General features: G+C 43.1%; 9 protein-coding genes and 1 riboswitch. Of the genes, 6 read left to right on the forward strand and 3 right to left on the reverse strand.

Annotated elements, in window-relative coordinates; all coding sequences use genetic code 11:
• Window positions 1-15: 15 nt before the first annotated feature.
• Together JMY05_RS11600 and JMY05_RS11605 are read right to left on the reverse strand one after the other, a co-directional pair.
• Entirely contained in the window at window positions 16-906 is an 891-nt protein-coding gene (locus JMY05_RS11600; RefSeq protein WP_045443064.1) for an alpha/beta fold hydrolase, read from the reverse strand.
• A gap of 51 nt (window positions 907-957) precedes the next feature.
• On the reverse strand, window positions 958-2,865 hold the full coding sequence (locus tag JMY05_RS11605; protein WP_201615170.1) for an ABC transporter ATP-binding protein: 1,908 nt from the start codon (window positions 2,863-2,865) through the stop codon (window positions 958-960).
• Between the two features lie 318 nt (window positions 2,866-3,183).
• Here JMY05_RS11605 and JMY05_RS11610 point away from each other — a divergent pair, with 318 nt between their 5' ends.
• The 4 genes from JMY05_RS11610 (at window position 3,184) to JMY05_RS11625 (ending at window position 7,472) form a co-directional block, all read left to right on the forward strand.
• On the forward strand, window positions 3,184-4,032 hold the full coding sequence (locus JMY05_RS11610; protein WP_045443066.1) for a hypothetical protein: 849 nt from the start codon (window positions 3,184-3,186) through the stop codon (window positions 4,030-4,032).
• Between the two features lie 192 nt (window positions 4,033-4,224).
• A complete protein-coding gene (locus JMY05_RS11615) occupies window positions 4,225-5,127 on the forward strand; it encodes a fructose bisphosphate aldolase (protein WP_045443069.1) in 903 nt (300 codons plus the stop codon).
• 125 nt (window positions 5,128-5,252) lie between these two features.
• Entirely contained in the window at window positions 5,253-6,320 is a 1,068-nt protein-coding gene (locus tag JMY05_RS11620) for a hypothetical protein (RefSeq protein WP_201615172.1), read from the forward strand.
• A gap of 6 nt (window positions 6,321-6,326) precedes the next feature.
• Window positions 6,327-7,472, forward strand: a complete 1,146-nt coding sequence (locus JMY05_RS11625; RefSeq protein WP_201615174.1) for a hypothetical protein — start codon at window positions 6,327-6,329, stop codon at window positions 7,470-7,472.
• A gap of 55 nt (window positions 7,473-7,527) precedes the next feature.
• Here the strand turns inward: JMY05_RS11625 and thiC are convergent, their stop codons facing one another.
• The gene (gene thiC / locus JMY05_RS11630) at window positions 7,528-9,468 is read right to left on the reverse strand and encodes a phosphomethylpyrimidine synthase ThiC (protein WP_201615176.1); all 1,941 of its coding nucleotides are present in this window, start codon (window positions 9,466-9,468) and stop codon (window positions 7,528-7,530) included.
• A 253-nt stretch (window positions 9,469-9,721) separates the two neighbouring features.
• Window positions 9,722-9,866, reverse strand: a riboswitch (TPP riboswitch).
• A 292-nt stretch (window positions 9,867-10,158) separates the two neighbouring features.
• Here thiC and pstS point away from each other — a divergent pair.
• Window positions 10,159-11,331 carry a phosphate ABC transporter substrate-binding protein PstS gene (gene pstS, locus JMY05_RS11635; protein WP_201615178.1) on the forward strand — a complete coding sequence of 391 codons (1,173 nt, stop codon included), beginning with the start codon at window positions 10,159-10,161 and terminating at the stop codon, window positions 11,329-11,331.
• A 196-nt stretch (window positions 11,332-11,527) separates the two neighbouring features.
• A complete protein-coding gene (pstC, locus tag JMY05_RS11640; protein WP_201501773.1) occupies window positions 11,528-12,481 on the forward strand; it encodes a phosphate ABC transporter permease subunit PstC in 954 nt (317 codons plus the stop codon).
• The last annotated feature ends 83 nt before the right edge of the window (window positions 12,482-12,564 follow it).

Raw genomic sequence — 12,564 nt, forward strand, 5'->3', positions numbered from 1 at the left:
CTTAGACGGCTCAGCTCATTTATGACTATGATAATGCTCATTGATAACTTGAGCACATAATTCAGGTGCTTCCATCGGCAGTAGATGACCGTAATCTAACAAAGATATGATGCTGTCATCAGGGACGAATTTTTGCCATTGTTGTCGCACTTTATGGTTAATAAACAACGTCGGCTTGCCAGTGATAAGCGTATAAGGACAGCTTAATTGCTTGAGGGCGGTATCGATATGCGGCGCGCCGAAATAGTTGGCGAGCTCTTGTTCAGGCGCAAATATCAGCGTGTAACTGCCATTGGTATCTTTGGACAAACTTTGCTCTGCAAATACTCGCAAATGCGCATCACTCATGCGCCTATAAGCACGTTGAGCACGTAAGTTCTCATAATAATCATCGATGCTTGCCCAAGTAGACTGTTTGGTTAGAGTGCTTTTAAATGGTTCGCGACTAAGCAGAAGCTTACGCGGCAATAGGTTGTAAAGTCTGGCTTGTGGTTTGGTAAACGTCACAGGCTCTATTAAATATAGCTGTGAAAACAGATCTGGGCGCTGGGCTGCAGCGATGGCAGTGGCAGTGGCTCCTTGCGAATGACCAATACCAACGATGGGTTTGTCTTGCGTTTTTTCTAAAAATTCAATAAGTATCTCAGCATCCTGCTCGCGCGTAAGACGACGGCGCTGCGGCTTGTCATACCAATAGCCACGAAGCGCAAGCGAGCTGATTTTGAAGTCAGTTGCCAGCGCACTTAATAAGGGACTATAAGTACCAACGGTAAAACTATTGCCACCATAAAAGTGTGCTGGCACGCGAGAGGCAGTACTTGACTGTATTGATGGCGTAAGCTGGCTAAGGTTATAGTAGCGCGCTTGTTTTCCACTAATATTAATATTTTTTGCAAATGCTTTCATAATGTACACACCTCCTTGTGTCTGATTTTTAATGAAAATTAAGGGTTGTACTTAGCTGTCTTCACCTAAAAATCCGCCACTTTGACGGTGCCACAAGCGAGCATAAACACCGTGTAGATTTAATAATTCATCATGGCTGCCTTGTTCGATAATTTGACCTTTATCCATGACCACCAATCGATCAAGTGCGGCAATGGTGGAGAGACGATGGGCAATCGCAATGACCGTTTTACCTGTCATGATGTCATTCAGGCTTTCGGTAATGGCAAATTCAATCTCAGAGTCAAGGGCGCTGGTCGCTTCGTCCAATAGTAAAATGGGCGCATTTTTCAGCATAACACGTGAGATGGCGATACGTTGACGTTGACCGCCAGAGAGTTTGACGCCGCGCTCACCGACTTGTGTATCAAGTCCTGTATTGCCCTTATCATCATATAAGTCTTTAATAAAGTCCCATGCTTGCGCTTGTTTGGCAGCCGTAATAATTTCTTCGTCGGTTGCATCAGGACGACCGTAAGCGATATTTTCACGTACTGTCCGATGTAGCAAAGACGTATCTTGCGTCACCATACCTATCTGCTGGCGCAAAGACTCTTGGGTGACTTCATCAATTGCTTGTCCATCGATAAGGATTTTACCGCTATCAACATCAAAGAAGCGTAACAATAAATTAACCAAGGTAGATTTACCGGCACCTGAGCGTCCAACCAAGCCTATCTTTTCGCCAGGTTTAATGTCCAAATAAAAGTTATCGAGCAATTTAGTCTTCGTAGTAGGCGTTGCTGATGTTTTCACTGTATCTAAGCTATCGCCTTCGACCGCATCGCTATCATTCTCATAACTGAAATCAACATGATCAAAAACGATACGACCTTCGGTGACTTTCAAAGCGGGTGCGTTGGGCTTATCAATGATTTTTTGCGGCGCTGATAAGGTACGCATGCCATCTTGTACGGTTCCGATACTTTCAAATAGACTGGCAGTTTGCCACATGATCCAACGAGTCAAACCGTTCAAACGTAGTGCCATGGCTGTCGCGGCAGCAATCGCACCGACACCGACCGCGCCTTGTTGCCATAAATATAAGCCAATAGCCGCAGTGCCACTAACCAAAATCACACTGATCATATGGGTTGATACTTCTAAATAACTGACCCAGCGCATCTGTGCATGGACGGTACCTAAAAATTGCCCCATGGCATTTTTGGCATAACTCAGCTCACGGCGTGAGTGGCTAAATAGCTTGACCGTCATGATATTGGCGTAAGCATCGGTAATGCGGCCAGTCATTAAAGCACGGGCATCGGCTTGCACAATGGCAGTTTGTTTGAGCTTAGGGATAAAGTACCAAATGGTCAGCGCAACCAAGACTAGCCAAACGATAAACGGGATTAATAATAGGCTGTCCAGATTAAATAAAATGACACCTGACGTAATAAAATAAACGGTGACATACATAAACATGTCGGTGACGGTCATGACTGTATCACGTACGGCCAGTGCGGTTTGCATTACTTTGGCTGAGACACGTCCAGAGAATTCATCTTGATAAAACTGCATCGATTGCCCAAGCATCCGCTGGTGAAAGCGCCAGCGCATTTGCATAGGAAAGACGCCTTGCAAGGTCTGAAAATGGATGAATGATGACAATGCAATCCATAGCGGACTCATGATCATGACGGCTAGCATGAGCAGTAGCATATCGCCTTTTTCTAACCACAGATTCTGCGGTGTATAGACGCCTAGCCAGTCAACAATATTCCCAATCCAAGCAAATAGCATCGCTTCATAGATGCCAATGCCCGCAGACAAAATCATAAATATCAATAGCCAGCCACGTAAACCGTTGGTACACGCCCACAAGAACTTTAGCATGCCATCACGGGGTGAAGGTAGCGGCATAGGGGTTTCAGGAAAGGCAGGGAGGCGAGTTTCAAAAAATCGAAATAGAGCATTCATAGGCAGTCATAAAACATCAATAGCAGTACGCCAAAATCAACGACATTACTCGTTATTTTGAATCTTTACTTTTGTTATTAGGATTGAGTACTATTTTAGCAAACTTCCCAATCAGACCTGCATGCTAATTGTAAATTGAAGGCTAACGAACTACTTGTCAGCAGTCGAATAAAAGCCAATAAATAGATTGCTGTGTAAGAAATACTTTGTTACATTCTATGGCTTTATCCCAATTGGCAGTTCGCGCTTTGTCTTCAGTATATGAATGATGAGCGAATAGTACCCCCGTAAAGTGGCAGTTTAACAAGGTAGTAGCTCATGATATATTTGACGATTGCGGTGCTTTGTAGTGTCGCCGTTTCAGTATTGCTAAAAGTGTTACGACAGAAGAATATAGACATACGCCAGACCATCGTCGCAGGCTATCCGGTGGCTTTTCTACTGACGTGGTTTTTATTGAAGCCAGACGTCAGTGGCATGAATGCGCTTGGCGGTGCTTGGGCGATTATTATTGCGCTTGGCATATTGCTACCTGCGGTATTTATTATCCTTGGAAGGGCGATTGAATCTGTGGGAATGGTAGCAACCGATGCGGCTCAGCGGCTATCGTTAATTATTCCTATCGTCGCGGCTTTTTTATTGTTTGGTGAAGTACTGACCGGCACGCGAATATTTGGACTGTTATTAGGCTTTCTAGCACTCGGAGCGTTGATTTATCGTCCACAGCAGGGTCAGATTAGCAGACAAGCGAAGCATACACCGCTTTGGCTATTTGGCGTCTGGGCAGGCTATGGCATTATTGATATCTTGTTCAAGCAAGTTGCCAAGCAGGGCACTGCTTTTCCTCTGACATTATTTGTCAGTTTTGGTTTAGCAGGATTATTGCTGTTTATTTATTTGCTGATTACGCGGGTGCGCTGGCAGGGGAATGCGCTCGCAGTAGGATTGTTATTAGGTGCGCTCAATATGGGCAATATTTATGCTTATGTACGTGCGCATCAATTATTATCCGAGTCGCCTAGCATCGTCTTTACCGGCATGAATGTCGGTGTCATTGCAGTGGCAACCTTGATAGGAGTTGGTGTGTTTAGGGAGTCGCTTAACCGTATTAATGTCTTGGGTTTATTATTAGCCATTTGCTGTGTGGCAGTGCTGTTTTTAGCATAAACGTTCAGCCTAGTGAGTTAGCTCATAAGATAGGTGATAATTATTTTATCAACGCATTAACTTATCAGATATAGGCACAAAGAGCGTCCTATGATAAGGTTGTCTACAAACAGTAAGGCTAATATTAGCCAATAAAAAGCGATTTACTTTGTGACACTTGACCTCAACCAATAATAATAGGACGCACTCTCAATGGAATATCAAAACCAATATAACAAACAGCTACAACGCATTAAAAATGGTTCAGGGTTCATCGCGGCACTGGATCAAAGTGGTGGCAGTACACCAAAAGCGTTAGAGAATTATGGTGTCACAGGCGATGATTATGACAACGATGAAGCCATGTTCGACCAAGTGCATGAGATGCGTGCGCGTATCATGACTTGCGAGGCTTTTGATAATGAGCGTGTGCTTGGGGCGATTTTGTTCGAAGATACTATGGAACGTGAGGTCAATGGCAAACCGACGGCCAATTATCTATGGGAAGATAAAAATATTGTCCCATTTTTAAAAGTGGATAAGGGTTTGGCTGAGCAAATGAATGGCGTCCAAGTGATGCGTCCGATGCCAAATTTAGATTTGCTACTCGATAAAGCCAAAAACTATCCAGTATTTGGTACCAAAATGCGCTCAGTAATTTATGAGCCGAATGTCGATGGCATTGAGCTGGTCGTGCAACAGCAATTTGATGTGGCAAAACAGATACTCTCAAAAGGTCTGATGCCAATCGTAGAGCCTGAAGTCGATATCAACAGTAGCAAAAAGCATGAATGTGAAGTCATACTAAAGACCAGCATTTTGCACAATCTGGATCGTTTGGCTGATGATCAGCAAGTGATGCTAAAACTGACCCTGCCTGAAGAAGCTGGTTTTTACCAAGAGCTGATTGATCATCCAAAAGTGCTAAAAGTTGTAGCGTTATCGGGCGGCTACAGCCGTGGCGATGCTTGTGCTAAGCTCAAGCAAAACCCGGGTATGATTGCTAGCTTTTCACGGGCCTTTACTGAGGGGCTGAGTAAGCAGCAAAGTGATGATGAGTTTGCTAATACTATCAACACATCTATCGAAGAGATTTATGAGGCGTCGAAGGTTTAAAGCCTTCAACCTTTATAATTGATTTTGAATCCCAGCTGACTTCAGGTTTGCTGGGATTTTTTTAATGGCATTCACAGTAGATATTTATTAAACTTGTGTTTGCTTTCATAGTCTCTGGAGAGGTTGTGTTTCGCTTTATTACTTTAGGATTATTTTTATTAAGTTGGAGTGTTTCTAGTCAGTCTATGGAGCCTGTACATTTTTCAGGTACTTGGGCAAGCGCTGCTTATTTTAATAATGCCATCGATGTTATATCAGAGACAGTTAATATCGATATTACAGATGATGCTAATAATGCTGGTTATACAGTGAGCTATAAGCTGTATAACAATCGTGAAGGGCTTCAATTCCCATTGGTTTTTGAAGTATTCGATGAATTTGGACAAAGTAATGAGTTCGAAATTACTGTCGATGGTCAATCGGTGCCTGTTGTAACGGTTACTGAAGATAATAACGGGCTTGAGACTTCTGACTTCTATATACCAGCCAATACTGGTTTAGAGCAATTCAGAGCAGATTCAAAGTATATCAATCTGGATTTGTCGTCAGGGTTGCATACTATTACAGCTACTTATGACGTCCAGCCGCATTATTATGGCAGTGATTGGACTGGGATAAGCACTTACTCTTATTCGTTAGTGCCGATGAAGGAGAGCGTCAGTGATGATAAGCAGTTTAAAGGGTCATTTATTAAGCTAAATTTCAATGGTAGTTTAGACTATATCAGTATTGGTATCGATGGCACGAAGAATACTTTACCTTCTAATAACCAATGGCATTTCAAAGATAATCTAACAAAAGAGATTGATTTTACTATTCAAGCACCTCTGAATCCTGTGGCAAAAGTTTTGACGGCTGTTTCGCCATTCATAACTATAAGTTTCGCGCTATTTGTATTGGGTGGACTGCATTTACGTATGATGAAACGTAGACAGCAAGCCCAGCCCGAAACCCTTTGGACAGTCATGCTCGTGGGTGGTTTTCTAGTGCCTCTGCTTAGCCTGATAATTTATTACCTCTATCTACTGGTGACAGATATGATCATTGGTCAAGGCGCAACAGGAGAGAGTCGCGATTTGTTCTTTATATGGGTTTTGCCGTTAGGCTATATAGTAATAACACCTATTTATTTGATAATTAGTTTTGTGGTTTTTATGATGGTTAAACAGACGGTTACTGAAACAGTAAAGTAATTATAGTTGAAGGCTGTAAATAGCTTTGTGATTCGCGAACAGCTAGCTGACGAGCCATTTGAGAGAATATTAATGCGTAGGATTATTTTAGGATTGCTTTTATTAAGTACTAGCATGTTTAGCTATGCCAATATGGCGTCTCCCATTATCGACGGTACTAATGCCAGTACGGCATATTCAAGCAAAGATATCGATATATTGTCTGAAAACATAGATATCAATATTGCTGAAGGTTTTAATAAAGCTGACTATGATGTCACTTACGAAATTTATAGCGCTAAAGAAGGCGATCGAATACCTTTGGTTTTTGAGGTGTTCGGTAGCATAGGGAATGATGCAGACAAAAGCTTTATGGTCGAAGTCGATGGGCAAGCGGTACCAGTACTTATCAATTATGATTATGAAAGTCATTCAAAATCATTGCCCGCTTATCATGATCCAGAAACGGATACGGCTGTACAGTTCCATAATGACGCTAAATACTTTGAGATAAACTTAAGCGAAGGCAATCATGTCATTAATGTTAAATATTCTGCCTATCCTACAGTAAACCGTAGTGATTGGACCAATCAATATATCTATAGCTATTCATTAAAACCTGCCAAAACTTGGAAAAGCTTTGGTGACCTGACCGTTACTCTAAAGATTGCTGATGAGTCGCAATATTTGAAGACTAATCTTGGCGAACCTTTAAGTGGGATGATAAAAGCAGATTCTAAGTGGTTTTTTGATCATCTGCCTAACGATGTTCTAGAAATATCCTACCGACAGCCACCAAGTTCTTTGGCTCAATGGCTGATTGATTTAGATGGAAGAGTAGTGTTTTTAGTATCGATAGTATTACTTGGTTTTATGCATTATAGATCGTTGCGTTCGAGTCACAAAAAGCATTCTAAACAAGCAAAAGCAATCCTTTGGTCGGGAGTGTTCATTGTGCCTCTCATAGCATTGATGATAGTTTTCTATAAAATTTACTTTATAGACTGGTTACTGGGCGAGCATGCTAGCAGGTATCATGGCTATACACTTTTGATTGTTATCTTTGGCTATCCACTAGTTTTGCCTTTTTATCTAATCATTATGAAGTTATGCGATTCTTATTTGAAACGAGTTTTTTTACAACCCTCACAAGTAGGTACAAAAAGAGCTTGAACCCAGTGAATGGATTCAAGCTCTTTAAGTTAGCCAGTTTTCAGTAAGTAAAGCACTACACCTCTTTAATAACATGACCTACATTGATTGAATCATCCGATTTCGGAGTTGATTTTTTATTAGCGGCATCTTTATCCAGTCCTGCCGCATAATCCCGCACATTCTGAGTGATTTTCATTGAGCAAAACTTAGGTCCACACATAGAGCAAAAGTGCGCCGTCTTATGCGCGTCTTTAGGTAAGGTTTCATCATGGAACTCACGTGCCGTATCTGGATCAAGTGCTAGATTGAACTGATCATCCCAGCGGAATTCAAAACGTGCTTTTGATAAGGCATTGTCACGCGCCTGTGCGCCTGGATGACCTTTTGCCAGATCTGCTGCGTGAGCGGCGATTTTATAGGTGATGATACCGTCTTTAACATCTTTTTTATTAGGCAGACCGAGATGCTCTTTTGGGGTGACATAGCACAGCATAGCAGTACCAAACCAGCCAATCATCGCCGCACCAATCGCACTGGTAATATGGTCGTAACCAGGTGCGATATCAGTGGTTAGTGGCCCTAACGTATAAAATGGTGCGTCGGCACAAACTTCTAATTGCAAGTCCATATTCTCTTTAATACGGTTCATTGCTACGTGACCGGGACCTTCAATCATGACCTGTACGTCATGCTTCCACGCCACTTGGGTCAACTCGCCAAGGGTACGCAGCTCACCAAATTGCGCCTCGTCATTGGCATCTTGCAAACAGCCTGGACGTAAGCCATCGCCTAGACTAAACGCCACATCGTACTGCTTCATGATTTCACATATATCTTCAAAATGAGTATATAAAAAGCTCTCTTTATTATGAAACATGCACCACTGCGCCATGATAGATCCGCCACGCGAGACGATGCCCGTTAAGCGTCCAGCAGTTAGCGGCACGTACTCTAATAAAACACCCGCATGGATAGTAAAGTAATCGACACCTTGTTCGGCTTGCTCAATCAGCGTATCGCGGAATATCTCCCACGTTAAATCTTCAGCCACGCCATCGACTTTTTCTAGCGCTTGGTAAATCGGTACAGTACCAATCGGCACTGGCGAGTTACGAATCAGCCATTCGCGCGTTTCGTGAATATGATTGCCAGTCGACAAATCCATGATGTTATCCGCACCCCAACGCGTGGCCCACGTCATTTTAGACACCTCTTCATCGATAGAAGAACCTAACGCTGAGTTACCGATATTTGCGTTGATTTTCACCAAGAAATTGCGTCCGATAATCATCGGTTCAGATTCTGGGTGGTTGATGTTGTTTGGGATAATTGCGCGACCTGTAGCTACTTCACTCCGCACAAACTCAGGAGTGATAACCGTCGGCGTATTAGCACCAAAGTTTTCACCGTCATGTTGACGCATATCGGTCAGCTCATGCTGTTTTTGCGTTTCGCGAATGGCGATGTATTCCATCTCAGGGGTAATGATGCCGCGACGAGCATAATGCATTTGCGTGACGTTGCCAGCTTTGCCATCGACATCTTTGGCGCGGCGTGGTTTGTCGATATGAGCAAATCGTAGATTGGCAGTGCTGATATCGCGGGCGCGTGCCATTCCGTAAGAGCTAGACAGTCCGCTTAATTGCTCGGTATCACCGCGCTCAGCAATCCAGCCTTCACGCAGCTTTGGTAAGCCTTTGGTCAAATCAATCTCGACGTTGGGATCGGTATAAACGCCAGAGGTGTCATAGACATAAAATGGTGGGTTCTGTTTCCATTCGTTTTCAGAAACGCCTTGCACAGGGGTAGGATCAAGCGTGATTTCACGCATGGGTACTTGAATATCGGATCTAGAGCCTTCGATATAAACTTTACGGGAGGCGGGGAGAATGCGGTGTAAGTCGCGAGCGTCTTCTTCAAAGCGCGCATCACTGGCACTGCGGTGAGCAGGGGTTTTTAACGCATCTGTCTTAGAAGGTTTTTGAGAAGGAGAAGTGGCTAATAAAGTTGTCATATGCTGTCCTAGCGTGTTGGTTTTTGAATAAAAGCAACACCGCCAGTAGCTGCGGGGGTAGCATCTGTGATCCAGACAAATTCAGCTCATGAGCATCATTCGCGACTAAAACTGAAGGATATAGTCGTGAATAATACTCATCAAATGTTGGACGCAGCTTTATATCAGTCTTCACTACTTAATAGTACATCACGCACATTAAGATAGTAATGAGGATAAAAAAGGCATTTCTGCACGTCCTTTGCCATAAATAACAAAGTGCTTAAGACTTCCCTGCGTCGGTACTAACCGCATCAGGTTCGGCGGGTGATCTCTCAGCGAATGTATAAAGGCGACTACTTTAATAAAGCAAGTTTAGTAAAGCGAGCCAATAATACACCGCACCCCGAGTCTGTCAGTGTTGTAAATCAACTCAATACTAACAAAGTTCTGCAATGAGGGCTAATGATATTTGAATGAAAACATCAGACTTTGAGTTTGCTGTTCGGTCTGGTTATGAGCACAGATTCTTAGTAATAGTTATCAAAATTACTCGATATTACTGGTATTTAGAATACTTATCTAAATATTATGTAAAGCGAATGAAAGATTCCAGAGGTTGTCATTAAACTGTCATAAAGATTTGGCAAGATAGCACGCATATCACAAACAAATACTTTTTGTATCGTTGTTAAACTTTAGGAGTCCTACATGCGTTATTCGTTATTAGCAGTGGCCGTTAGTTGTACATTAATGCTTACGGCATGTAATAAATCGACTGAAACGACAGAGCCAGCTGCTGATACTAGCAGTAGTGCCGCTACCACGGCTGAAACAACCACTCAGAATCAGGCAACGCCTTCTGCTGATACAGGTTTTAAATCTGCTGAAAATATCGCAATGAATATCACGGGTGCAGGTGCATCGTTCCCGCAGCCTATCTATGCCAAATGGTCTTATGACTACAATGCTGCTACTGGTGGCCAAGTCAACTATCAATCTATTGGCTCATCTGGCGGTATCAAACAAATTCAGTCAAAAACCGTCGATTTTGGTGCTTCTGATGCGCCGATGACGCCTGAAGAGCTAGACGAAGCGGGCTTGATTCAGTTTCCGACGGTCATCGGCGGCGTTGTTCCAATCGTCAACATTGACGGTGTCGAGCCGGGTGCGTTGAAATTAGACGGTGCAATGTTAGCAGACATCTATTTGGGTAAGATTAGTAACTGGAATGATCCTGCGATCAAAGCCATGAACCCAGATTTAACACTACCTGATGCTGCTATTACTACCGTATTCCGCTCAGATGGTTCAGGTACGACGTTTAACTTCACAGATTATCTAGCTAAAGTTTCACCAGATTGGAAAGACACAGTTGGTGTTGATAAAACCGTTAAGTGGCCAACGTCTGCGACTGGTGCAGGTGGTAAAGGTAACGAAGGCGTTTCAAGCTACGTCAACCGTATGAAAAACTCTATCGGCTACGTTGAGTATGCTTACGCTAAGCAAAACAATATGTCACATACGGCACTGAAAAACGCAGCTGGCAACATTGTTCAGCCCTCTGCTGAGACATTTGCAGCAGCTGGTGATATCGACTGGTCACAACAAGAAGGCTTTTATAAAGTCATCACTAACTCTGAGACGGATCAAGCATGGCCTATCGCTGCTGCTACTTTCATCTTAGTGCATAAGCAACCAGAGAATCCTCAGCAAGTCGCTGGTGTATTGAACTTCTTTGATTGGGCTTATACCCAAGGTGATGACGATGCCATGGCACTCGATTACGTACCATTCTCTGATGCAGCGGTTGCCTTATTCAAGGAAAAATGGAACGAGGTAAAAGGCAGTGATGGACAGCCTGTTTATAAGCCTGCTCAGTAACCTGTTTCTGCTAAATATTCTTTAATACCTTGTCAGTGCCTTACTAGTCCCTTTCGAGTTATCCTCTCGAATAACTATTCTCCGGTAGTTATTTGAGAGGTTTTATCACAGCAAATTTGATGACAAGTTTGTTGTGATAAAACCGAATGAATGCTTCTACTATTTTGACTTGATTCTATTTAATGCTGAGACACTTATGAATGATTTAAGGTCCCAACTGGCTAAACAAAAGCGCTATGACTTATTGTTTGTGAATGCTACTAAGGCTTTTGCCATACTGGTACTCTTATCGTTGGGCGGCATTTTAGTCTCCTTGATTATCGGAGCATGGCCGAGCATTCAGGCATTTGGTCTTGGATTTTATACCAGTAATAATTGGGATACGGTCGCCAATGAATACGGGGCTCTTGCCCCTATTTATGGCACGCTAGTAACGTCATTTATAGCTATTCTCATTGCAGTACCAATCAGTTTTGGCATTGCCATATTTTTGACCGAGATGTGCCCAACCTTCCTCAAAAAACCACTTGGTATCGCCATTGAGCTATTGGCTGGTATTCCTTCTATCATTTACGGTATGTGGGGATTGTTTGTATTTGCGCCTTTCTTCGGTGATCACATTCAGCCTTGGTTCATTGAACACGTCGGTCCACTACCCATCATTGGTAAGCTATTTACGGGCGCGCCAATGGGACTGGGGATGTTTACGGCATCCCTTGTACTTGCCATCATGATCATTCCATTTATCGCCGCCACCATGCGCGATGTTTTTTCGGTCGTGCCAGACCTGCTTAAAGAATCAGCATATGGTATGGGCGCAACGACGTGGGAAGTTATGTTCAAGATTATTTTGCCGTATACCAAAGCTGGCGTGGTTGGTGGCGTGATCTTAGGACTGGGTCGGGCATTGGGTGAGACGATGGCAGTGACTTTCTTGATTGGTAATGCGTTCAATATCAGTCCAAGTCTCTTTACCTCTGGTGTCACCATTACCTCAGCTTTAGCCAACGAGTTTGCCGAAGCGTCGAGTGAGCTACATTTGGCTTCTTTATTACATTTAGGCTTAATCTTATTTGTCATCACCTTCATTGTGCTATCTCTAGCAAAACTCATGCTCATGCGCATGGATCACAAGGCAGGCAATCGGTAGTCGTTTGATAATCTCGATAGGTCTTTTACGGATTTATTGGACATCAATAAACATTGATAGATATTGATAAAAGATATGGGAAA

Origin of the sequence: Psychrobacter sp. JCM 18902, assembly GCF_904846615.1 — a bacterium.
Classification (GTDB): Bacteria; Pseudomonadota; Gammaproteobacteria; order Pseudomonadales; family Moraxellaceae; genus Psychrobacter.

Bases quoted from the DNA above. Each gene is read 5' to 3' on its own strand.
- JMY05_RS11600 (WP_045443064.1), bottom strand. From the start codon at position 906: ATGAAAGCATTTGCAAAAAATATTAATATTAGTGGAAAACAAGCGCGC.
- JMY05_RS11605 (WP_201615170.1), bottom strand. From the start codon at position 2,865: ATGAATGCTCTATTTCGATTTTTTGAAACTCGCCTCCCTGCCTTTCCT.
- JMY05_RS11610 (WP_045443066.1), top strand. From the start codon at position 3,184: ATGATATATTTGACGATTGCGGTGCTTTGTAGTGTCGCCGTTTCAGTA.
- JMY05_RS11615 (WP_045443069.1), top strand. From the start codon at position 4,225: ATGGAATATCAAAACCAATATAACAAACAGCTACAACGCATTAAAAAT.
- thiC (WP_201615176.1), bottom strand. From the start codon at position 9,468: ATGACAACTTTATTAGCCACTTCTCCTTCTCAAAAACCTTCTAAGACA.
- pstS (WP_201615178.1), top strand. From the start codon at position 10,159: ATGCGTTATTCGTTATTAGCAGTGGCCGTTAGTTGTACATTAATGCTT.
- pstC (WP_201501773.1), top strand. From the start codon at position 11,528: ATGAATGATTTAAGGTCCCAACTGGCTAAACAAAAGCGCTATGACTTA.